A 21,419-nucleotide genomic window follows, 5' to 3' on the forward strand; every position below is an offset into this window, starting at 1 on the left:
AAAAGGCCCGCCGCACCGGAGTGCGAGCGGGCCTTGCGTTCACCGAATGCGACGACGAGCTACTCGGCGGCCTCCACGGCCTCGGTCACCTCGGCGTCGGTCAGCTCCACGCCGGGAGCCTCCTCGGCGGTGCCGGCGGCAGCGGCGTCTTCCATGGCGTCAACGTCGGCCTGAGCCTCGGCGCGGGCGGCCTCCTCGGCGGCCTTGGCGGCATAGGCGGCGGCGCGCTCGGCCTTAGCGGCGGCCTTGGCCTCGCGCTCGGCCTTCTTGGCGGCCTCGCGCTCGGCGATCTGAGCGGCGCGCTCGGCCTTCTTGGCGGCCTCGCGCTCGGCCACGACGTCCTTAGCGGCGCCGAAGCGGTCGGCGAAGCGCTGGACGCGTCCACCGGTGTCGATGAGCTTCTGGGTGCCGGTGTAGAACGGATGACAGGCGTTGCAGATGTCGATCTTCAGCTCGGGCTTGGTGGAGCGGGTGGTGAAGGTGTTGCCGCAGCTGCACTTCACGACGCAGTCCACGTACTCCGGATGAATACCTTGCTTCATTGGGTTCTCCTAACTTCCTTGGTTTCCGACCAAGGGGCCGAATGCGGCTTGGTTTCCGACCAAGCCCTGAGACAAGCTTGTCTATATTAGCATCGTTTTCCCCGAATGCAAGAAAAAAGACCCGCGCAACACGGGTCTTTCTCATTTCGCTCCGCGAGCGGGCGTTTAGATCTCGGTCACCCACAGGCCGTGGAGGTTGCAGTGCTCGTAGACCTTGAGCGGCGTCTCGCCCTCGGCGATGACGAACTCGGCGTGGGGCGCCTCGCCCGGGGCGAGCGGGTGAATCTGGTAGCCCTTGTCGGTCACCAGGCAGATGAACTGGATCCAGTGTTCCTCCAGCATGGGATGATCCACCGAGCCGACGTTCACGACGACCTTGTTGCCCTCGACCTCGACGGCGGGCACGTGCTTCTCCAGGGCGGCGTCCTGGGAGCCGGCGACCAGCTCAACCATCTTCTCGCCGCAGCACACCAGCGGCACACCCGCGTCGAAGACCTTAACGGCAATGTTGCCGCAATGCATGCACTTGTAGAATTTCACGTCCATGTTCTACCTCATATCTCTTGTAGCTGCTCGTTACAAAGAGCCGCAGACGCGCTGTCCGCAGCCTTGAAATATTGTACTGGAAGGAGTGCCACCCCGATTTCCGCAACGCCGGGTGACACCACGTCGTTACAAGAAAACCCGATGGAGCGCCTAAGCCGCATCGCCAGGGACAGACGGCGGCTGAATCTCCTGCGGTCCGGCCTGGGGATGCCGCGTCCTCGCCGCATAGATGAGCAACGCGATACCGGCCACGATGAGCGGTGCCGAGAGCACTTGGCCCATGGTGAGCCAACCGCCCCACAGGTATCCCAGTTGCACGTCGGGCTCGCGCACGAACTCGATGAGGAAGCGGAAGATGCCGTAGAGCACCAGAAATGCGCCGAGGAAGGTGCCCTGGGGCCTCGGTGGCCGCTTGCGCGAGAGCGCGAACAGGACGCAGAAGATGACGATCCCCTCCAGCACCGCCTCGTAGAGCTGGCTGGGATGCCGCGGCATCATGCCGGCCGCGCCGCCGAACACCACGCCGAGCGGCCCGTCGGTGGGCGCGCCCCACAGCTCGCCGTTCACGAAGTTGGCGCAGCGGCCGAAGAACAGGCCAATCGGCGCCGCAATGGATCCCAAGTCGGCCAACGTGAGAAACGGGATGCGCGTCATACGGGCAGCTACGGCGCCGCCGATAAGCAGCCCCACGAGACCGCCATGGAAGCTCATGCCCCCCTGGTTGAACGCGAGTATCTCCAGCGGATGGGACAGGTAGTAGCCGTCGCCGTAGAACAGCACGTATCCGATGCGCGCACCCAGCACCACGCCGACGATGGCGCAGACCATGAGCGTAAGCAGGTTGTCCTCGCTCATGCCGAGCTTCCAGCGCTTCGCCACGAAGTAGATGATGGCGGCGGCGCAGACGAACCCGAGCACGTAGGCCAGGCCGTACCAGCGCACCACCAGAGGCCCCAGCGAGAAGGCGATGGGGTCGAGCCCCTGATAAATGTCGTTCAGCATTACGATGTTCCCTCATGGGCGCCCATACCAGCACCCAGCTCGATAGCGGCAAATACAACTTCCTCCCGCAACTCGGGCGGAATGGTCAGAAGCGCCGAGATGCGGGCGGCGCAATGGGGGCAGGTCAGCGTGAACAGCGCCAGGTCGGAGCGCAGGGCCATGAGCGACTCGTAGGATCGCACATCGACGTCATCGGCCCCGCAGGCCGGACAGGTCACCTTCGCTTTCACCGCTCTCACCGCCTTCGCTCGCGCTTGAACCTTTACCGAACCGCATTGTAGCAGAGCCCCTCGACAATCACGCAAAAGCAAGCCCTCTCACCCAACCGCCTTCTCGTTCTTTGCAAAAAGTCGAGAGAAAATGGTCACAAAATCGAGTTCTGGGTTCGGCTGAACCCTAAAGAAGGCCTTACATCGACGAGATTCGCCCTTGATTTGCGAGAAATTAATTCAATACATTAATTTCTCCTCTTCCAAATTCCCGTTTAGAACCCAAAAGTCGATTTTGTGACCATTTTTCTCGAAACCTATGTCGAAACCTAAAGAAGGAAGCGGTTGCGGCCGCTGAACTTGTCGCGCGTGCGGGTCTCCGGATCGATATCCGGCCCGTTCACAAGGAAATGCTCGCAGAAGCGGCACACCTGCTTGACCGCCGCGTCGTAATCGCGATTCGGGTTTAGAAGCACCCCGAAGTCCTCGCACACCACATGGGTCGGTCGATGGCACGCCGCGTAATGGCAGTCTGCCGGGCACGGCTCCCCCGGCACGTTGTGCGGACAGCGCCCCTGCATCTCGTCATCGCACCCGCGACGGCTCCAGCACCCTTCCATACACCAGCCTCTCATCTCTACGAACAAACGCTTAATTGGCAAAGTCAGCGAGAGGCTCTGACGCGTTTCAGATTCGCCCGCCTTTGCACCAAGTTGGCTTCGGCCAACGCCGCGTGCAAAACAAGGGTGAATATGAAATGCGTCAGAGCCTCGCAGCGTCGAGTGGTCCGTGTGGCCGTCAGGCCGCACGGAACAGATTACATCGCCGGCACCACGGAGGTAACGCCGGGCACGCGCTCCTTCAGGATGCGCTCGACGCCATTGGCGAGCGTCATCTGGGACATGGGGCAGCCCTTGCAGGCACCCTGCAGCTCCACCGTGACGACGCCGTCGTCGGACACGTCCACCAGCTGCACGTCGCCGCCGTCGGCCTGCAGGCTCGGGCGGATCAGCTCCAGCACCGCGGCCACATCGGACTTCTCAACCATGAGTCACTCCTATCGTGAGAGGTTTCCTATATCGGCCAGCATCATAACACAGAGGGCGCCTAGCCGATCCAGTCGGTGCCGATGATCACCAAAACGTTGGTGTCGAAGGTATAGAAGTCACCGCCGTTCACCACCCGTCCCGCGGACAGGTCGCTCACGATGGCCTTGGCGGCGATTTCGAAGGCCTCGTCCTTGTAGATGACGAGCGTCTCGGGGTACACCGTGCCGTCGTCCACGTTGCCGACGGATTTCACGTCGTAGCCCGCCGAGGTCAGAAGCTCGCCGCAACGGGCCGCCGCGCCCTGGATGCCGCTGCCGTTGCGCACCTCCACGGTGACGAGGCTGCGGTCGACATTGGCGAGGTTGCCCTCGAAACTCTCCGGCGAATTCCCCGCGTTCACCGCTTCCATCATCGCGGCGAGATCCTCGCCGGACACCTCGTAGGTCTCCTCGCCCTCGTCGGAGGTCGTGAGGCGCCCGGGAACCACGGCAGCGTACACCGTCGCCTCGGTGAGGGGGCTGAGAGCATCGCCCAAAGAGATGAGCTGGCCGCTTGTCCAGTCCGTGGAGACGAAGGGCGCGCCGTCGGCTATCACGCTCGGGAAGGAAAGACCCTCGCCCGAGGTGGCGCGCTCGGCCAGATTCACCGTGAACAGGGCTCGCATCTTCGCCTGCATTCCCATTGCATCGCTGTAGTTGGCCGCTCGCAAAAGCGTGAGCGCCTGGGCGCCGTCAAGCGTCTGGGAGCCGGCGGCCAGCACGTGGATGCCGGCCCGGGGGTCGTCCACTTCCTCGGACAGCTCCACCGGCACGCCTCCCACCAGATCAACCAGGGAGGCGAGGCCTTCGGCATCGGTGGAGGCAAAGTGGGCGAACTGAACCCCGAGCAGCGAACCGGCGGCCCGGAGAAGCTCCGCGTCGCCGCCAACCGACGTGGCGTCGCGGAGGGCGTGGCGCTCGCCGTCGGAAAGCTCCACGGACACCGAGGGCGGCAGCGAGATGAAAGTAAGCGTGCGGGCGCCCTCGTCGATGCGCACGGCGAGGTAGGCCGCGTCAGATGCGGAGGGAGCTGCCGTGTTCTTGGCGAGATCGGCGGAGAGCAGCGCGTAATAGGGCGCTCCCTCCTCGGGAGCCGTCAGCGCCTCTTTGGCGTTCGAGTCGCCCAAGGACAGCTGGGAGTCGGACCAGGCGAAGAACGCCGCCGTGCCCGCCACAGCGGCCACCACGACTACGAGCAGGGCAACCGCCCCGAAGAAGATCATCTTGCGGCGGCGCCCCTTGGCCTGAATCTCCTCGGCGTAGCTGCGCCGGGCGCGGCGCCGGGCGTAATCGGAGTCGCTCTCGCCGCTCGTAGCGCCCACGTCCACCTGGTCCACCATGCCGCGGTCAGCTCGGCGGCTGCGGCGTCCATCGGAGAAGTCGACGCGGGCCGGACGGTCGGCGCCGGCAGCGTGGCGCCCCCGAGCGGAGGAGCCGCGTTCCACATGGGAGCCGATCATGGAATCGTTCACGCGTCGGGAGACGCGACGGGTCTGGGAGGCCGAAGGGGCCTTTTTGCCGTGCAGTGCCATGGACGCCCCTAGCGGAGAGAATCCGCGGACACGCGACGGATATCGGCGCCGAGGGAGGCCAGCTTGCCCACGTAGTCCTCATAGCCGCGGTCGATGTGCTCCAAGTGGTGCACGCTCGTCTCGCCGTCAGCCACGATGCCCGCGAGCACGAGAGCCGCGCCCGCCCGCAGATCGGTGGAGGACACGGGCGCCCCTTCCAAATGATCGACGCCGCGCACGATGGCATGGTGGTCGTCCAGCGTCACGTCGGCCCCCATGCGCATGAGCTCGGCGGCGAACATGAAGCGGTTCTCGAAGACGTTCTCCGTGACGACCGACACGTCATCGGCCAGGGCCGCCAGCAGCATGAACTGAGCCTGCAGGTCGGTGGGGAACCCGGGGTGCGGCAGCGTCTGGATGTCCACGGAGGACAGGGGCTCCTCGCGACGCACGGTGATCCAGTCGTCGCCCGTTTCCACATCACAGCCCATGGCCCGAAGCTTCATGATGGCCATGCGCAAAAAAGCGGGGTCGATGCCGTGCACGGTGAGGGGGCCTCCGGTAAGCGCGCCGCCGACGAGAAAGGTGCCCGCCTCGATGCGGTCGCCCACCGTCGTGTGCTCGCAGGGATGGAGCGTCGAGAGCGGCACGCCCTCGATCTCGATGAGCGAGGTGCCGGCGCCGGACACGCGCGCGCCCATGGCGTTGAGCATGTTCGCCAGATCCTCGATCTCGGGCTCGCAGGCGGCGTTCTCGATGGCCGTGTGGCCCTCGGCGGTCACGGCGGCCATGAGCATGTTCTCCGTGGCGCCCACCGAGGGGAACTCGAGGTACACGTGGGTGCCGCGCAGGCCGTTCGGCGTCGTGGCGGCCAGAACGCCGTGATCCACGTCGAACGCAACGCCCAGGGCCTCCAGGCCCACCAGGTGCATGTCGATCTTGCGGGCGCCAATCTGGCAGCCGCCGGGCATGGCCACCCGCGCCTCGCCGAAACGCCCGATGAGCGGCCCCAGCACCGAGATGGAGGCGCGCATCTTCGATACGAGCTCGTAGGGCGTCTCGCAGCTGTCGACGTCGGCAGTGTTTATGCGCAGGGTATGCCCCTCGCGCACCACGGTGGCGCCCAGACGCGCGAGCACCTCGCTCATAAGTTCGATATCGGAAATGAGCGGCACGTTGTGCAGGATCGTCTCCCCCTGTCCCAGAATGGACGCGGCCATGAGCTTCAAGGCCGAGTTCTTGGCGCCGGAGACGCGCACGTCGCCTTTGAGGGTATGGTTTCCCCGAACGATGATGACTTCCTGGTTCATTTCTAGTCCTTTTGCCGGAACGCCCGAGCGCCCCGCGTCATGCAAATATTCACAAGTGCCCCTATTATAGAAAAAAGCCCGCGCACCCGCGCGGGCTTTCCTCCTTTTGGAAATAAATCCATCCAGTTGCGGCTACTCGCCCAGAGCGAAGCGCACGAAACCGGTGATGGCGATCTTCCCGCCCATCTCCTTGGCGCACTCATCGGCGTACTGGGCCACCGTGAGGTCGGGGTTCTTCACGAAATCCTGCTCGGCGAGGCAGTTCTCCTTGTAGAACTTGTCCATGCGGCCGAGCGCGATCTTCTCCTGGATGGCCTCGGGCTTGCCGGACTCGGCGGCCTGGGCCTTGTAGATCTCCATCTCGTGGGCGGCCACGTCGGCGGGCACGTCCTCGCGGGTGGCGGACACCGGGTTCAGAGCGGCCACCTGCATGGCGATGTCGCGGCCGCACTTCTGGAAGGCGTCGGAGGCCGGATCGATGCCCTCGACGTTGAAGGTCACCAGAACGCCGATCTTGCCGCCGCCGTGGATGTAGGCGGACACGGCCTGGGCGTCCACCACGGCCACGCGGGCCAGCTGCGTGTTCTCGCCCATTACATGGATGCAGTCGGTGACGATCTCCTCGACGGTCTCGCCGTCGATGACGGCGGCCTTCAGCGCGTCCACATCGGCCGGCTTCGCGGCAAGCGCCGCCTTGGCGATCTTCTCGGCGTAGGCCTTGAACTTCTCGTTCATGCCCACGAAGTCAGTCTCGCAGTTCAGCTCGACCACGGCGCCGGTGGTGCACGCATCGTTCACGATGGCCATGACGGTGCCCTCGTTGGTGGCGCGCCCGGCCTTCTTGGCGACGGCGGCGAGCCCGCGGGTGCGCAGCACGTCGACGGCCTTCTCCATCTCGCCCTCGGCCTCGGCCAGGGCCTTCTTGCACTCCATCATGCCCGCGCCGGTCATCTCGCGGAGCTCTTTCACCATGGAAGCGGTGATGTTAGCCATGAATTCCTCCTTTGGGGAAAACGGTGGTTCTTACTCGGTCGGGTTACTCGGAAACCGTGTCGGCGACCACGTCGGCAGCGACCTCGGCGCCCGCGCCCTCGGCCACGTCGGCAGCGGCCTCGACGGCCACTTCGGCCACGGCGTCGGCGGCAGCGGCCTCGCCGGCCATCTCGGCGGCGGTCACGTCAGCGCCGGTGCCGGCGATGACGGCGTCGGCCATGAAGTCGGCCAGAAGGCGCACGGAGCGGATGGCGTCGTCGTTGGCCGGAATGCCGTAATCCACGTCGTCCGGATCGCAGTTGGTGTCCAGCGTGCCCACGACGGGGATCTCCAGACGATGGGCCTCGTGCAGGGCGATGCCCTCGCGGTTGGTGTCGATCACGAAGATGGCGTCGGGCACCTTCTTCATGTTGCGGATGCCATTGAGGTTGGTCTGCAGCTTCGCGAGCTCCTTGTGCAGCAGGATCTGCTCCTTCTTCGGAAGCAGCGCCATGCGGCCGTCGGCGTCCATGGCCTCCAGCTCCTCCATGCGCTTCACGCGGGTGCGGATGGTGGCGAAGTTGGTGAGCATGCCGCCGAGCCAGCGGGCGTTCACGTAGGGCATGCCGCAGCGGTTGGCGGCGTCGGCGACGGCTTCCTGGGCCTGCTTCTTGGTGCCCACGAACAGCACGGTACCGCCCTTGCGGGTGAGGTTGCTCACGAAGGTGTAGGCGGCGTCGAGCCCGTAGAGGGTCTGCTTCAGGTCGATGATGTAGATGTCGCCGCGGCTGCCGAAGATGTACGGCTTCATCTTGGGGTTCCAGCGGCGGGTCTGATGCCCGAAGTGCGCGCCGGCGTCGAGCAGCGTGGTAATGCTGACTTTCGTCATGATCACTCCATTCGTTAGTCCTCTGCCCGAGGTCATCCCAGTTCAACCGCAGCCTTTTCCGGTGGCCACTCGCGGTGCCAGTCGCCCGAGCATGTGTGATAATTGCCGCTGCCCATCGCACGCCTGCGAAGACAGCCTGTCTAAAATAGCACAATCCCCCGCAAAAGCAAGGGATTGCGCAAAGAAAGTACGCGCAATTCAACCCAGTCGCTGGGTGTCCCCGCGCGCAGCAAGAAAATCCTCAGCCGATCAGCGAAGTCCCTCTATGCTGCGCTGCTTCAAGGATGCGAGCAGTGCCGCCCGCTCTCCCGCAGCCGCGAGGCGTCCGCGATGCAGGCTGCGCCCCAAGGCGCGGGCGATCTGCCCCGCCAGCTCATCCAACGCCGCAAGCGATGACAAATGCTCCGCCGTCGCCGTGAGCACCGTCACCGACTGGGATTCCAGCTGATTGCGCCTGAGCGCGTCGCGGCGCAACTTCTCCTTTTCCGCATGAAAGGCATCGCTGTCGTATTCCACCGCTATCTTAGCTTCGGGCCAAAATAGATCGGCCACGCGCACCCGCCCCGTCTCCGCATCGAGAGGCAGCACGCGATTCATCTGCGGCTTGGGAAGCCCGTAACCACCGGCTGTCTTCGGAAGGCACAGCATGAGCGCCAACGCGGTCTCCATGGGAGAGGCGGAGCCGTCGACAGCGTAGCGCACCGCACGGGCCATGGCTCGGCCCGCTTTCGAGCTAGCCGATTGCGCGCTAAACCACTCCATGGCGCGAAGACACGAGACCGGAACGGGTCGGTTGCTGCGCGCGCATTCCTGCACTTCTACCCGACTGAGCAATCCGTCCTCGTTGCGACTCAGCTGAGGCACTTCGGCGAGATCGTAGTAATAGGTGGAGCACAGCTCGCAAATCAGCTCGGCGAGCTTCGGCATCGGAAGCTTGAGGGCCAGTTGGAGCACCGCCAGTTCGGGGCCGGCTATCAGCAGCCCTTCCCCAGGGCCGCGAACGAAGGAGCCCTCCGCAGGTGCGGTGCTGCTCAGGCAGCACGTCAAATCAGCCGCCGACAGACGCGACGCCTTGTTGGGCACCATCACACGGATCGGCGCGTCCACCATTCCGGCACCCTGTTCGAGCACCCTCTCGATCACAGGTTTCGACGGCTTGAACGCCATACCGGATTCCGCAGCTTCTGCGTACGCCAGAGCTTCCTCGTATACAACCCCCAGCCGATCGCTCGCCAGCCACCATGCACGCTCTTCAGTGTCGGGATTCCCCAGCGGAGGACGCAGTTTGGGAATCCGATTTCCCATCTCCAAGCTAACAGTTTCCCCGAAGAACAAACCATAAAAGCGATCACATGTCCAGCATTGCGCCGCCGTAAGACCCTCGACAATCGTAGCCATTCCTCTCCCCTTTCGCAACGAAGCCCAGCCGCGCTTCTTAGCCCGCAACAACCGGCATGTAGCACCGGGGCACGATCTCCCGTCGGCAGCACCGGGCCACGACTTCCCGTCGGCAGCGCCCGACACGCAACAATGGGCCATAATCTCCTGTCAGCAACATCCCTGCCAGCAACATCCCTGCCAGCAACATCCCTGCCAGCAACATCCCTGCCAGCAACATCCGACACGCAACAACGGCCACGACCCCCGATTCGACACATTGGACCCGCAGTACCGGGAGCTCATCGCGGAGCCGAATTTGGAAAATGTGCCAATTTGGTCACTTTCAGCGCGGTCATCAATTTCGCCTTTCAGAAAAACACATTTTCCAACTTCTGCTGACCAAAATATCACATTTTCCAAATCTGCCAAATGCGGATCATATATTGCCTTATTCAATCACCTTGTTGAACTGGTATTATTCCATACCTCTATCTTGACTAGCTCAATCGCGCAACAAAAATACTTGGAAAATGTGCTTTTTTGATCGCCGGGAATCGTGGCACGGCATCCTCGACCGTCCCAACCGCACAACAATCCCGAAACCAAAGCAAACGGGAGCTTGCCGCAAACCGAAGCTCTGGCTTGAACGGAGCCCTGGTTTGCTCACCCGATCTGCTCGCGCTCCCGCATCCTCACCCGATCCGCCCATGCCCGGCCTTCGCGTTCTCGCTTGCGCGCTCCCGTTTGCGCGGCCAGTGCGCCAGATGAAAAAGAGCCCGCGCAAAAGCGGGCTCTCGAGGATCATTGCTCTGGCAAGATAGCCTTACTTGTACTGGCTCTCGTGCTTGCGGAAGAAATCGAAGCGCGGAGGGAGTTCGTGGATGCGATGGGCGCCGGCATCAATCTCAATGGCCGGGCACAGCTCGTCGTTGGAATCGAAGTCGTAGTTCCAGCTGAAGAAGTCGCCGAAATCGAAGCTCAGGTAGTCGCAGATCTTCTCGCAGCCGACCGGCACAATGGGATGCATGAGCAGCGTCGCCATGCGCAGCAGGTAGAACGAGTCCACCAGTACCTGGCGCCGCGCATCCGCATCCTCGGACGCCTCGGCGGCCTTGATGCCATCGGCCCACCACTTGTTCGACCAGCGGATGAACTCGTCGCACACCGACATCACGCGGTGCAGCTCCACCTTGTGCATGCGCTCTTCGTAGTCGAGCAGCGCCTCGAAGGCGCGACGGCGCACCTCGGGCGTCACGGCGCCCAGGGGCATGCAGCCGTCGAAATTCTTCTGCGCCTCGTAGAAGCAGCTGCGGGCGAGGCGGTTGAACACGTTGGTGAGCAGCGCCCCCTCCTTGAGCACCGGATCGGCGTAGCGCGGGTCCTCGCGCTTGGCCGGGTCCGGGTCGAAGGGCTTGGGAGAAAAGCCGACGGATTTCTGGTCGAGCCCGAGCGCCAGGAAGTGGGCGCGCAGCTGCTCGGGCGTGTAGTGCTCCAGCAGCTCCTCGCCCGTGGGCGGCTTCACCGCGCCCGACGAGGAGGCCTTCTTCTTGCCAAACAGCATGTGGTGGTTCGCCACGAGCGTGGTCTGGCGCATCTGGGAGTCGGGACCCTCGGCGAACAGGCCGCCGGGGCGCAAAGCCTCCCACAGCGCCGGCTGGGCCACACCGTAGAAGTACAGGTTGTCCTGGCCGATGAACTGGTAGACCCGCGCGTCGTCGGAGCACCAGAAGTCGCGCCAGCTCGTGCGCGGCATCCCCTGCTCGTCGTTGATCGTGATGGTGAACGAGATGGGCGCCCACAGCGATTCGGGCCAGCACCACACCGTGAGCCCCTCCACGCCGTCGATGACGGGAGCGCGCACGCCCCACTCGATGTTGCCGGTGATGCGGAAGGGCACGAGCGTCTTCGAGGTGCGGAAGCGCAGGCCGGCCGCAGCCAGCGCGTCGCGGGCGGCGTCGCGCTCGCCGATGGAGGCGAACTCTATCTCGAAGGATTGCTTGTTGCCCTCGGCGGGACGGAACTCGTGGGGCGGCAGCTCGGCGGCCATGGCCTCGTACTCTTCCAAGTGCTCGTTCTTCACGAAGATCACGGGCGGGGCCAGAAACTCGGCGATGGCCTTGGTCACCACCAGGCGCACCTCGTCGTCGGCCTCAAGCTCGCGCACGTAGCCCTTCAGGAAGTCCTCGAACCCGGGCAGGTCGAAATACCAGTTCTCCACGGGTCGCATCTCGGGGACGGTACCCGTGAGCGTGGACACCGGGGCGATGAGGTCCACCGGCGCGTACTGATGCCCCAGATCGCACTCGTCGGCATAGGCGTGCTCCGACTTGCAGCCCTGCACGGGGCAGTGGCCCTGCACCTGGCGACCGTTCAGGAAGGTGCCGGCCTCGGCGTCGTAGAACTGCAGGGTGGAGTCCAGCTTCAAGTGGCCGCTCTCGTGCAAGCGCTCGATGAACTGATCGGAGATCATCTGGTGCACGTCGCCCGCGTGCCCGATGCCGCTGCCCTCGTAGATGTCCAGACTCACCTGGAAGGCCTCAAGGGTCGCCTTCTGGCGCTCGTGGTTGGCGAGCACGTAGTCGGCGATGGAGCCCTCGAACTCGCCGGCCTCCTTAAGCTTGCGGTAGCCCTCGTTGATGGGGCTGCCGAAGCAGTCGGTACCGGAGACGAAACGGACGTTCTCGGCGCCGATGCGGTCGCGCAGAAAGCGCGCGAAGGCGTCGGCGGGCACGAACACGCCGCCGATGTGGCCGAAGTGCAAGGGCTTGTTCCCGTAGGGCATGCCCGCCGTCACCACGGCGCGGGCGGGCCACTCGACCCGCTCTCTGCTATTCAAGTCCGACACGGTTCTCCAACTCCTTCAGTGTCCCGGAAACGTCCAGAGAATCTTCGGTGCCCATGATATCCAGAAGGCGCGACAAATCGCTCGTGGACGACTGCAGATACACGGTATCAGCATCGGCGATACCGGCCAGCTCGCAGGCCTTGGCCACGGCGGTCTCAAGCGTTCCCAGCTCGTCGGCCAGCCCGTTTTCCACGGCGTCCATGCCGGTGAACGTAAGGCCCGTGGCCAGCGCGCGCACCTCTTCCACCGGCATGTCGCGGCCCTCGGCGACGAAGTTGATGAACACCTCGTTGATCTGATCGACCTGATCCTGGTACCAGGCGCGCTCCTCCTCGGTGAGCGGGCGGTTGCCGGCGCCGGAGTCCTTGGCATCGGCCGAGGTGATGTTCTCGACGGAGATACCCAGCTTCTCGTAGAGCCCCGACAGGTCGGTCACCGACATGATGACGCCGATGGAGCCGATGGAGGTCGTCTTGTCCGTGAAAATGTAGTCGGCCTGGGACGAGATCATGTAGGCGGCACTCGCGTTGATGGAGGCGCTCGAGACCACCACGGGCTTGGAGAAGTCGCGGATGTAGGTGCTCATCTCCTCGCCGGCCGTGGCCACGCCTCCGCCGGAGTTCACGCGCAGCACGACCGCCTTGATATGCGGGTTCTGCTCGGCGGCGTCCAACTGGCTTTTAAGCCCCTCGGGGCTTGAGGTGGTGCCGTCGTACTGGATGGTGCCGCTGATGTTGATGATGCCCACGGTGTCTCCGGTAACCGTGTCGGCCCAGGAGGGCGACTCGTAGGAGAAGGCCCCCATGGAACTGGTGAACACCGAGGTGCACGACCCGATGGTGGCCACCCCCAAGATGAGCACCGTCAGCACGGCGGCCAGACCGACGATCCAACCGCGCCGTTTGGGCTGCTGGGCCGGGACGGCCCCAGCCGCGGTGCCGTAGGGAGCCTGGGCCGGCGCCGCGTAGGCGGCAGCCGGCTGCGACTGGGGCTGCGCGGCGTAAGCGGCTTGAGACTGGGCGGCATAGGCGGCAGTCGGGCGCGGCTGGGCAGCGGCGTAGCCGTAGGGATTTGCCTGCGCCTGCGGCTGCGGAGCCACCTGATAGGGAGGCTGGGGAGCGGCCTGCTGCGATGGGGCGCCCTGCCCCTGCCCCGCCGACGTGCCGCCCGAGGACGGGGCGCCCTCCTGCGGTGCGCCCCAGGCGGCGTTCTGCCATTGGTTTTGATCGCTCATGATGCCTCTTTCGTCGGGCCGGATTCGTCGGGCTTACAGTTCCATACCATCGTCCGCACGACCCTGCTGTGCCTGCATCTTCTTCGCCATGCGCAGCAGGAACTCCTGGTTGGAATTGGTCTGCTTCAGCGACTTGATGAGCATGTCCATGGCGCGCTCGGTGGAGTTCGTGTTGGCCAGAATGCGGCGCACGCCCCAGATGAGCGGGGCCTCCTGCGGATCCATGAGCAGCTCCTCCTTGCGCGTGCCCGAGGAGATGGGGTCGATGGCCGGGAAGATGCGGCGATCGGCCAGGTAGCGGTCGAGCTTCAGCTCCATGTTGCCGGTGCCCTTGAACTCCTCGAAGATCACCTCGTCCATCTTCGACCCGGTCTCGATGAGGGCCGAGGCGAGGATGGTGAGCGAGCCGCCGTTCTCGATGTTGCGGGCGGCGCCGAGGAAGCGCTTGGGCGGATAAAGGGCCGTGGAATCCACGCCGCCGGAGAGAATGCGGCCGCTCGCGGGCTGCGCCAAGTTGTAGGCGCGGGCCAGGCGCGTGATGGAATCCAGCAGGATGACGACGTCCTTCCCCTGCTCGACCAGGCGCTTGGCGCGCTCGATGACGAGCTCGGCCACCTGGATGTGGTTCTCGGAGGGCATGTCGAAGGTGGAGGAGACCACCTCCCCGCGGATGGAGCGCTCCATGTCGGTCGCCTCTTCGGGACGCTCGTCGATGCCCAGGTACATAAGGTGCACGTCCGGGTTGTTCGCCGTGATGGCGGCGGCGATGTCCTTGAGCACGGTGGTCTTGCCGGCCTTGGGCGGCGAGACGATGAGGCCGCGCTGGCCCTTGCCGATGGGGGCCGTCAGATCGATGACGCGGGCCGTGGTGGTGTTCTTCCCGTGCTCCATGAGCAGGCGCTCGTCGGGGAACACCGGGGTCAGGTCGGCGAACTTCGGGCGCAGGGCCATGATCTCGGGGGCCATGCCGTTGACGGCCGACACCTTCTGCAGGGCCGCGAACTTGTCGTTGGGGCGCGCCGGGCGCGTCGTGCCCGTGACCATATCGCCCTTGCGCAGGCCGTTCTTGCGGATGGTGGCGAGCCCCACGTAGATGTCGTTCTCGCCGGGCAGGTAGCCGGAAGTGCGCAAGAAGCCGTAGCCGTCGCCCATAATGTCCAGCACGCCGGTGACCTCGGCGAAGCCCTCGGCCTTGCAGACGGCCTCGTAGATGGCGTCCACCAGCTCGGCCTTCTTCAGGCCCGCGGCATCCACCCCCGCCTCGGCGGCGCGGACGCGCAGGTCGGCCACCTTGAGCTCTGTCAGCTCCTCCTTGGAGACGGAGGGCTGAGGCTCCCGGCTGCGATTCTCGTGGCGGTTCTTCTTGTTCTTCTTGCCGCCCTGGCTGTTCTGGGCGTTCTGCTTGTTCTGGCTGTTCTTGCCTTGGCCCTGGCCGTTCTGGTTCTGGCCGCTCTGGTTCTGGCGGCGCCCCTCGCGGTCGCGGCGGCGGATCACCGTCGTGGTGGTGCGCTCGCGGCGAGGAGCCTCCTTGGACTCGGGGGCATCGGCGGGCGCGGGCGCCTCGGACGTGCCGGTGCCCGCTGCGGACGCCTCGGCGCCCTCGGGCTCCTTGGCCTGCGGGGCCTTCTCCTCCGCGCCGGCCGCCGGCTCGGATGCCGCCTTACGGGCGCGGGCGCGGCGCGGCTTGGGATCCTCTTCGGCCGCCTCGGGGGCCGCACCCGTCCCCTCCTCCGCCGCCGGCTCGGGCGTCTTGCGGGCGCGGGTGCGGCGCGGCTTCGGCGCCTCCTCGGCCGTCGGCGCCTCGGTGGCTGCGGGAGCCGCGGCCTCCTCGGCGGGCTTGGCCGCAGCACGGCGGCGCGTCGTCTTCTTGGCCGGAGCGGCTGACGCCTCGGCGCCTTCGGCAGCCGGTGCCGGTGCCGGCGCCGGGGCCTCTTCCGCCTTCTTGCGGGGACGGCCGCGCTTCGGCTTCTCGAGGGTCGCCTCCGGGGCGGCCGCCTCCGTCGTCATCGTCTCTTGGGTATCGCTCATGCGTTCTGCACTTTCTCCCAGTCCTTGAGGAACGACTCAAGGCCGCGGTCGGTCAGCGGATGCTGCACGCATTTCTTCAGAATGCCGAAGGGAACCGTGGCGATGTCGGCCCCCATGAGAGCGGCCTGGGTCACATGGTTGGCGCTGCGGATGGAGGCGGCGATGATCTCGATCTGCTCGCCGTTCACGGTGTCCTCGGAGAAGTCGTAGTTGCCGATGGCGCGCACGACGTCGTCCAGCTGCGCCAGGCCGTCCTCGGAGATGTCGTCGAAGCGGCCCACGAACGGCGAGATGTAGCGGGCGCCGGCGCGAGCGGCCAAAATGGCCTGGGGCACGGTGAAGCACAAGGTCATGTTCACCGGGATGCCCTCGTCGGCCAACGCGCGCGTGGCGGCCAGGCCCTCCACCATGGTGGGGATCTTCACGACGACGTTCGGCGCGATGGCGGCGAGCTCCCGGCCGTCGCGGACGATCTCGTCGCGGGTCATGGCCACCGACTCGGCGGACACCGGGCAATCCGGCCCCACGATGTCGCAGATGCGCTTGATGTGCGCGTGGAAGTCGTCCAGCTTGCCCCCGATGCGCGAGTACAGCGTCGGGTTGGTGGTCACGCCGGCCAAAGCGCCCCAGCTGGCCGCCTCCTCGATCTCGGCGAGGTCGGCCGTGTCCAGAAAGAACTTCACGTTCATCCTCCTTCTTGAGGTTTACAGGCAAAGGAATGGGAATGGCGCTCGAATCGACCGCGGTAAAGCGCACTGCGAACCCGAACCGAGAGAACGTTGAAAATGGGCGATACGGGACTATGGGAAGGAAGTGGGGCGCCATCGCGCCCAAGATTCAGAGCTGGAACCATAGTAGCGCAACCGACCGCGCCGCACAAGAAAAAGCACAGACTGCCCGCGACTCAACTCGGAGGGGAGCCAGTCGGCGTTCCGACGGCATTCCAATTCGCTCAGGCCGTCCGCGCTCACTCCTCTTCTTTGCGAAATTCCAAGTAATCGAGGAAGCGGCGGGTGGCCAAAGGAAGGTGACCGGCGCTGCGATAGGCCACGCCGATGGTGCGGAAGACCGGATCGGACAAGGGCAGCGTGACCACGTTTTGGGACAGGCCCCGCAGCATAAGGCGCGACAGCACGCTCACGCCCATGCCGTACTCCACCATGGAGAGGATGGCCCGATCGTCCCATGAGGTGAGACGCGTGGTAGGGCGCACGCCCCATCGGATGAGGAACTCCAGAAGCTCGTCGTCGGACTCCGATGCCGGCGAGAGCAGCGGAAATTCCGCAAGACGCTCCACGGGAAACACCCCCGCGCCCGCCAGCTCGTGGTCGCGCGGAAGCACGGCCAGAAACTCGTCCTCCTCCAAGGCGCGCGCGATGAGCCGCGCGTCCGTGCGCAGCGGGAGCAGCACGAAGCCGCAGTCCACGGTGCCGTCGGCGATCCACTCCTCGATTTCGGTGTAGTCTCCTACGCGCAGCTTGTAGTCGATACCCGGGTAATCGGCGCTGAAGCGCTTGATGATGCGCGGAATCCAATGGGCGGCCACGCTCGGGAACACACCGATGCGGATGAGGCCGGTCTCAAGTCCCCGCACCTCGTCCACAGTGGCTTCCAAGGCGCGGAAGCTCTCGCAGAGGGCGCGGGCCTCGGACAGAAGCCGTGCGCCATCGCCGGTCAGCACCACCCCCCGGCGGCTCCGCTCGAACAGCGCCACGCCCCAGTCGCGCTCCAAATCGGAGACCATGTGGCTTATGCCCGACTGGGAATAGGCCAGCGTCTCGGCCGCCTTGGTGAAGCTGCCGGCATCGGCCACCTCCACGAAGGCCTGGTACTTCTGGATGTTGGCGTCCACGGCTCCCCTCTCCTCGTTGCTTCGTGCCTCATTACCTCATGTTATGAGAATTTCTCATGTGAACTATGAAATAGTTTCGCTTTTCAGGGGATTTGTCAAGCGCCATAATGCAGCTGCATCAAAAGGAAGAAGGCGGCGCGCTGAGTCTGCGGGTCGCGCGTCCTGCACCGAGAAGGAGAGGCCTGCCATGCGCACGAAGATCGCATCGATGAAGTACCTTCTGTGCTTCATCGCAGCCGTCATGATGTTCGGATCGTCGGGCATCGTCGCCAGCACGCTGCCGCTGTCGGCCTTCGAAGTCTGTCTTATGCGCCTCATAATAGGCGCGCTGTTCATGGGCCTCATCTTCGTCGTCACCCGCCAGCAACTGCCCCGCCACATCGGCCGTCGCCAGTACCTGTTCGTGGCCCTCTCCGGCGCCTGCCTGGGCCTTGCCATGATGACCATTTTCACTGCCTACCGCCTGCTTGGCGTGGGCCTCGGCGCCGTTCTGGCCGCCACGGCCCCGGTCATCACCATGGCGCTGTCCCCTCTTCTGTTCAAAGAGCACCTGCGGCTTCCCGTGGTGGTCGGGTTCGCCATTGTGGTCGGCGGTCTGCTTTTGCTGAATGCGTCCGCCCTGGAGGGCACGCTGTCGGTTCCCGGCATCCTCATGGGACTCGCCGCGGCCGCCAGCACCGCTGGCATGGTCATCTTCAACAAGCTCGCCCGCGACATCACCGGCATCCCCTGCACCACCATCCAACTTGCCACGGCGGTGGCGGTGGCCCTTGCCGTGGCCGCGGCTGGCGAGGGCTTCGCCTTCATCGGCCGTATTCCCTTGAGCTCTTGGCCCACCGTCATTGCCCTGGGCGCCGTGTTCACTGCCCTGGCCTACTTCCTCTACTACCGGGCCATCGACCAGCTGCCCATGCAGACCGTGTCGGTGTGCGCCTACGCCGAGCCGCTCACGGCCGTGGCGCTGGGGGCGCTCGTGCTCGGCGAGGTAATGACGCCGGTGCAGCTCGCCGGCGCCTGCTGCATCATCGGCGGCGCACTGCTCGGCGAGGCGCGCGTGAAACTGCCGGCCGCCCAGCGACGCCGGATGCGCCGCGCCTACGTGCGCTTCCTGCGCGCCAGCCGCCGCGCCCTGCGCCACGCGGCCTAGGACCTGTCCGGCTATTCCCCCAGCATTGAGCGATAAAAGCAGGTGCGCTCTCCCGTGTGGCAGGCAGGGCCGGCCGGATGCACCAGCGCGAGCAGGGTATCGGCGTCGCAGTCGTAGCGCAGATCGACCAGCTTTTGGGTGTTGCCGCTGGTGGCGCCCTTGTGCCACAGCTCGCGCCGGCTACGGCTCCAGAACACGGTTTCGCCGCGCTCCAGCGTGAGCGCCAGCGACTCAGCGCTCATCCACGCCATCATGAGCACCTCGCCCGTATCGGCGTCCTGCACGATGCAGGGGACGAGCCCCGCCTCGTTGTACTTCAGCTCGGGAAGATCCACCTCTCCTCCTTAGGGCAGCGTGACGAGCATGACCTTGATATCGGCCTTGCGGAAGGCCGGACGCATGTACTCCGGATCGCACAGCTCGGGCAGCACCTGCTGCAGCGCGAGGAAGATATCGGCGGAAGGCGCACGCGAGGCGTCCTCCAGCGCGTAAATCGTGCGCTCCGAGATCTTCATACCGGTCTTCTCCTCCACCGCATCGGTGAGCTTCTTGCCCCGCGAGTACCCGTTGGCCAGCCGCGCCGCCTTCAGCAACGTCCCGTAGGCCTCCCAATCGATAACGCTGTTCTCCTTAGCCATTCAAATCTCCTATTGCACTATAGTTCATAACCTGCTAAAGTGATAGTTGCATTATAGTACATGACATTGCAAAGACATACCATATATGATATAAAGGAGCAGAAATGTTCGAGATCGAGTTCTATCGCACCAGAGAGGGCTCTTGCCCTATGGAAGCCTTTCTCGATTCACTCGACCAGAGAATGGCGATCAAGGCCCTCCAGGAACTGACGCTTCTGTCGGAGAAAGGCACCGATTTGAGAGAGCCCCATTCCAAGTCGCTCGGCGAGGGCTTGTTCGAGTTGCGCATCAAAATCGGTTCGAACATTTCACGATGCTTCTACTTCTTTCGAAGAGGCCGGAAGATCATCGTCACCAACGGTTTCGTGAAGAAGTCGCAGCGAACCCCGCTGAGAGAACTCAAGCGAGCGCGACTTTTCAAAAAAGATTGGGAGGAACGCTATGGCGACTAATGATGTTCAGCGCTACATCGAGCAGCGGAGCCAGCGCGACGAAGCATTCGCCCAAGCCTGGGAGGACGCCAAGCCTGAGTACGAAATCATGAAGCTCATTGTCGAAGGACGCCAAAGCTGTGGCCTCAGCCAACAAGAAGTAGCTGACCGCTGCGGCATGAAACAATCCAACATAAGTCGGCTCGAGAACGGAAACGGCAACCCCACTATTTCGACGTTGCAAAAACTCGCTCACTGCTTCGGGAAGAAGCTCGAGATTCGGTTTGTATAAGCCGAGCCGCCGCTACTTCAACGTTCTGTACGTGATGCGAACGGGAGCGCTCGTCGATCTCCATTCTCCTTCTTCGAATTGAGAATCGGCATCAATGGTCACTCGTGCCACGCTCCCCTCTTTCACAAACAAGCCGCGCTTTAGATCCTTTTGCTCAAAAACTGTAATATCGGTAAAACCCGCATCGCGAAAAGCCTGTTCTACCTCTGAAACTTGTTTGCCGACACAGCGCCTTGACGAGAGAGGGAGCCTTTTCTCACCAGGATGCTGATCTTGCAGTTCTTCATCCGAGAAAGGCTGATAGTATGCAATCTCGATGAGCGCGTCAGGAGCGTACCAGTCGGCAAAGCCGCATTTTGTGAGTCCATTGATCGCAAACTCGACGACCTGGCCTTCTTCCGCCTTCTTGAAAGCGGTTCGGTCAGTCTTCCTGACAAGCTCCACGTTGCTGAAACCTATGTCCGACAATTCGGCAATCACGGCCCTATGAGGATGGCCCACATAGCTCCCAGCGATATCGCATAGCGGAAGCTGTTGACAGTTGTAGCCATCTTCACCGTGGTGAATGTAGTTCATAAGATTGTCGAACTGCGCTGATTTCTGCCATTCGTCGCACTCGTAGGCGCGCACGGCGTTGAGGGGATGGTCGTTGTCGAAGTACTGGATGAACTCCATGATTGAGTTTGCAGGACCGTCTTCGATGTGTCTCACATAAGCAGCTGCTTGCTCCATAAAGGCATCCATATTCAACTCGCCAGGAATATCCTTATCGAAGCCAGCGAAGCGGGCGCAAACTTCCTTCATCTTTTCGGCACCGCCGTCGCACAACACTGCCGCGCGGTCGGCGGAGAACTCAGAGCAGCGCATCCAGTACGAGAATGCGGCTATGACGGGCATGGAAGCTACTTGGGCCACGTCGAACGGCAGGGCATTCAGCAGACCGCCACACAGCAAATTGCCCATTGTCGTATAAAGCGTATGACGGCAAGCAATATGCCCGCACTCGTGAGCAATAACCGTGGGGATCAGCTCCCCTGGAAGCGTCTCGATAAGCCCCGAGGTTAGAACGATGAACGGTTTTGTGTCCCCATAGGTGTACGCATTGGGATTGACGTCAAGCTTCAAATACATTTCGGGAACGGCAATACCCAGCTTCGCACAAGCTTCTTCCAGCATCGCATGATAAGCAGGGAGTTGTTTTTCGCTGATGCGCAAGTTCGTCGACATATTTTCGATGTAAAACAGCTGCTCGTTCCATGCCCCCATGAAAGCCTTCATCACCTGAGAAAAAGCCGGGATAGCCTTGAGAGAACGCATGGCTTTGCGATCAAGATCGTGGATGTACATATTGGAGTCAACGGTTCTCATGAGACATCCTTTCGGAAACGAGGAATGCTTTTGCAGCTATGACGTTATTGACATAATTATAGAGCAAGTAATTGAATCGCTGCGGATCCAACCGAAACCACGAAAATCATGGTATGCTTTAACTATTAATTGAATT

At 63.6% G+C, this 21,419-nt stretch carries 22 protein-coding genes; 3 read left to right on the plus strand and 19 right to left on the minus strand.

The window, feature by feature from the left end; translation table 11 throughout:
* Positions 1-59 precede the first annotated feature (59 nt).
* The 16 genes from rpmE to ACW4LP_RS02510 all read right to left on the minus strand — a co-directional run bounded on the left by rpmE (position 60) and on the right by ACW4LP_RS02510 (position 17,407).
* Positions 60-542 carry a 50S ribosomal protein L31 gene (gene rpmE, locus ACW4LP_RS02435; protein WP_022740170.1) on the minus strand — a complete coding sequence of 161 codons (483 nt, stop codon included), beginning with the start codon at positions 540-542 and terminating at the stop codon, positions 60-62.
* 165 nt (positions 543-707) lie between these two features.
* Positions 708-1,088 (minus strand): desulfoferrodoxin family protein, encoded by a 381-nt coding sequence (locus tag ACW4LP_RS02440; protein ID WP_022740171.1) that lies wholly within the window; start codon positions 1,086-1,088, stop codon positions 708-710.
* A 150-nt stretch (positions 1,089-1,238) separates the two neighbouring features.
* Entirely contained in the window at positions 1,239-2,090 is an 852-nt protein-coding gene (lgt, locus tag ACW4LP_RS02445) for a prolipoprotein diacylglyceryl transferase (protein WP_161127780.1), read from the minus strand.
* Positions 2,090-2,320 carry a CpXC domain-containing protein gene (locus ACW4LP_RS02450; RefSeq protein WP_022740173.1) on the minus strand — a complete coding sequence of 77 codons (231 nt, stop codon included), beginning with the start codon at positions 2,318-2,320 and terminating at the stop codon, positions 2,090-2,092. Before ACW4LP_RS02450 ends, lgt begins: the two co-directional genes overlap by 1 nt.
* Positions 2,321-2,628: 308 nt before the next feature.
* Complete coding sequence (locus ACW4LP_RS02455) at positions 2,629-2,919, minus strand: hypothetical protein (RefSeq protein ID WP_041714575.1); 291 nt, start codon at positions 2,917-2,919, stop codon at positions 2,629-2,631.
* Between the two features lie 197 nt (positions 2,920-3,116).
* The gene (locus tag ACW4LP_RS02460) at positions 3,117-3,347 is read right to left on the minus strand and encodes a NifU family protein (RefSeq protein WP_022740175.1); all 231 of its coding nucleotides are present in this window, start codon (positions 3,345-3,347) and stop codon (positions 3,117-3,119) included.
* A 59-nt stretch (positions 3,348-3,406) separates the two neighbouring features.
* The gene (locus ACW4LP_RS02465) at positions 3,407-4,918 is read right to left on the minus strand and encodes an LCP family protein (RefSeq protein ID WP_161127781.1); all 1,512 of its coding nucleotides are present in this window, start codon (positions 4,916-4,918) and stop codon (positions 3,407-3,409) included.
* Between the two features lie 8 nt (positions 4,919-4,926).
* Positions 4,927-6,207, minus strand: coding sequence for a UDP-N-acetylglucosamine 1-carboxyvinyltransferase (gene murA, locus ACW4LP_RS02470; RefSeq protein WP_161127782.1), 1,281 nt, complete (start codon positions 6,205-6,207; stop codon positions 4,927-4,929).
* Between the two features lie 132 nt (positions 6,208-6,339).
* Entirely contained in the window at positions 6,340-7,200 is an 861-nt protein-coding gene (tsf, locus tag ACW4LP_RS02475; protein WP_114540488.1) for a translation elongation factor Ts, read from the minus strand.
* Positions 7,201-7,243: 43 nt separating this feature from the next.
* On the minus strand, positions 7,244-8,068 hold the full coding sequence (gene rpsB, locus ACW4LP_RS02480) for a 30S ribosomal protein S2 (protein WP_161127783.1): 825 nt from the start codon (positions 8,066-8,068) through the stop codon (positions 7,244-7,246).
* 249 nt (positions 8,069-8,317) lie between these two features.
* Positions 8,318-9,466, minus strand: a complete 1,149-nt coding sequence (locus ACW4LP_RS02485) for a PDDEXK family nuclease (RefSeq protein WP_161127784.1) — start codon at positions 9,464-9,466, stop codon at positions 8,318-8,320.
* An 805-nt stretch (positions 9,467-10,271) separates the two neighbouring features.
* A complete protein-coding gene (locus ACW4LP_RS02490; protein ID WP_302148466.1) occupies positions 10,272-12,293 on the minus strand; it encodes a class I tRNA ligase family protein in 2,022 nt (673 codons plus the stop codon).
* Entirely contained in the window at positions 12,277-13,527 is a 1,251-nt protein-coding gene (gene sppA / locus ACW4LP_RS02495) for a signal peptide peptidase SppA (RefSeq protein WP_455803433.1), read from the minus strand. Before sppA ends, ACW4LP_RS02490 begins: the two co-directional genes overlap by 17 nt.
* Before the next feature lie 33 nt (positions 13,528-13,560).
* On the minus strand, positions 13,561-15,555 hold the full coding sequence (gene rho, locus ACW4LP_RS02500) for a transcription termination factor Rho (protein WP_455803434.1): 1,995 nt from the start codon (positions 15,553-15,555) through the stop codon (positions 13,561-13,563).
* Positions 15,552-16,238: a transaldolase family protein gene (locus tag ACW4LP_RS02505; RefSeq protein WP_022740185.1), complete on the minus strand. Its 687-nt coding sequence runs from the start codon at positions 16,236-16,238 to the stop codon at positions 15,552-15,554. The genes rho and ACW4LP_RS02505 overlap by 4 nt, the downstream gene beginning before the upstream one ends.
* 284 nt (positions 16,239-16,522) lie before the next feature.
* Positions 16,523-17,407 carry a LysR family transcriptional regulator gene (locus tag ACW4LP_RS02510; RefSeq protein ID WP_455803435.1) on the minus strand — a complete coding sequence of 295 codons (885 nt, stop codon included), beginning with the start codon at positions 17,405-17,407 and terminating at the stop codon, positions 16,523-16,525.
* 187 nt (positions 17,408-17,594) lie between these two features.
* Here ACW4LP_RS02510 and ACW4LP_RS02515 point away from each other — a divergent pair, with 187 nt between their 5' ends.
* Positions 17,595-18,554 carry a DMT family transporter gene (locus ACW4LP_RS02515; protein WP_455803436.1) on the plus strand — a complete coding sequence of 320 codons (960 nt, stop codon included), beginning with the start codon at positions 17,595-17,597 and terminating at the stop codon, positions 18,552-18,554.
* An 11-nt stretch (positions 18,555-18,565) separates the two neighbouring features.
* Here ACW4LP_RS02515 and hisI read toward each other — a convergent pair whose 3' ends face one another.
* Complete coding sequence (gene hisI / locus ACW4LP_RS02520) at positions 18,566-18,889, minus strand: phosphoribosyl-AMP cyclohydrolase (protein ID WP_223900272.1); 324 nt, start codon at positions 18,887-18,889, stop codon at positions 18,566-18,568.
* Positions 18,890-18,898: 9 nt separating this feature from the next.
* Positions 18,899-19,192 carry a helix-turn-helix domain-containing protein gene (locus ACW4LP_RS02525; RefSeq protein WP_022740189.1) on the minus strand — a complete coding sequence of 98 codons (294 nt, stop codon included), beginning with the start codon at positions 19,190-19,192 and terminating at the stop codon, positions 18,899-18,901.
* Positions 19,193-19,296: 104 nt separating this feature from the next.
* On the opposite strand from ACW4LP_RS02525, the gene ACW4LP_RS02530 reads away from it, so the two are divergent.
* Together ACW4LP_RS02530 and ACW4LP_RS02535 are read left to right on the plus strand one after the other, a co-directional pair.
* Entirely contained in the window at positions 19,297-19,644 is a 348-nt protein-coding gene (locus ACW4LP_RS02530) for a type II toxin-antitoxin system RelE/ParE family toxin (protein WP_022740190.1), read from the plus strand.
* Positions 19,634-19,915 (plus strand): helix-turn-helix domain-containing protein, encoded by a 282-nt coding sequence (locus ACW4LP_RS02535; RefSeq protein WP_022740191.1) that lies wholly within the window; start codon positions 19,634-19,636, stop codon positions 19,913-19,915. Before ACW4LP_RS02530 ends, ACW4LP_RS02535 begins: the two co-directional genes overlap by 11 nt.
* A 12-nt stretch (positions 19,916-19,927) precedes the next feature.
* Here ACW4LP_RS02535 and ACW4LP_RS02540 read toward each other — a convergent pair whose 3' ends face one another.
* On the minus strand, positions 19,928-21,283 hold the full coding sequence (locus ACW4LP_RS02540) for a M48 family metallopeptidase (RefSeq protein ID WP_455803437.1): 1,356 nt from the start codon (positions 21,281-21,283) through the stop codon (positions 19,928-19,930).
* Positions 21,284-21,419: the final 136 nt, after the last annotated feature.

It is taken from the genome of Adlercreutzia sp. CNCM I-6215 (genome assembly GCF_977072315.1).

Coding starts and splice junctions, on each gene's coding strand:
- rpmE (WP_022740170.1), bottom strand. CDS start 542: ATGAAGCAAGGTATTCATCCGGAGTACGTGGACTGCGTCGTGAAGTGC.
- ACW4LP_RS02440 (WP_022740171.1), bottom strand. CDS start 1,088: ATGGACGTGAAATTCTACAAGTGCATGCATTGCGGCAACATTGCCGTT.
- lgt (WP_161127780.1), bottom strand. CDS start 2,090: ATGCTGAACGACATTTATCAGGGGCTCGACCCCATCGCCTTCTCGCTG.
- ACW4LP_RS02455 (WP_041714575.1), bottom strand. CDS start 2,919: ATGGAAGGGTGCTGGAGCCGTCGCGGGTGCGATGACGAGATGCAGGGG.
- ACW4LP_RS02460 (WP_022740175.1), bottom strand. CDS start 3,347: ATGGTTGAGAAGTCCGATGTGGCCGCGGTGCTGGAGCTGATCCGCCCG.
- ACW4LP_RS02465 (WP_161127781.1), bottom strand. CDS start 4,918: ATGGCACTGCACGGCAAAAAGGCCCCTTCGGCCTCCCAGACCCGTCGC.
- murA (WP_161127782.1), bottom strand. CDS start 6,207: ATGAACCAGGAAGTCATCATCGTTCGGGGAAACCATACCCTCAAAGGC.
- tsf (WP_114540488.1), bottom strand. CDS start 7,200: ATGGCTAACATCACCGCTTCCATGGTGAAAGAGCTCCGCGAGATGACC.
- rpsB (WP_161127783.1), bottom strand. CDS start 8,068: ATGACGAAAGTCAGCATTACCACGCTGCTCGACGCCGGCGCGCACTTC.
- ACW4LP_RS02485 (WP_161127784.1), bottom strand. CDS start 9,466: ATGGCTACGATTGTCGAGGGTCTTACGGCGGCGCAATGCTGGACATGT.
- sppA (WP_455803433.1), bottom strand. CDS start 13,527: ATGAGCGATCAAAACCAATGGCAGAACGCCGCCTGGGGCGCACCGCAG.
- rho (WP_455803434.1), bottom strand. CDS start 15,555: ATGAGCGATACCCAAGAGACGATGACGACGGAGGCGGCCGCCCCGGAG.
- ACW4LP_RS02515 (WP_455803436.1), top strand. CDS start 17,595: ATGCGCACGAAGATCGCATCGATGAAGTACCTTCTGTGCTTCATCGCA.
- ACW4LP_RS02525 (WP_022740189.1), bottom strand. CDS start 19,192: ATGGCTAAGGAGAACAGCGTTATCGATTGGGAGGCCTACGGGACGTTG.
- ACW4LP_RS02530 (WP_022740190.1), top strand. CDS start 19,297: ATGTTCGAGATCGAGTTCTATCGCACCAGAGAGGGCTCTTGCCCTATG.
- ACW4LP_RS02535 (WP_022740191.1), top strand. CDS start 19,634: ATGGCGACTAATGATGTTCAGCGCTACATCGAGCAGCGGAGCCAGCGC.
- ACW4LP_RS02540 (WP_455803437.1), bottom strand. CDS start 21,283: ATGAGAACCGTTGACTCCAATATGTACATCCACGATCTTGATCGCAAA.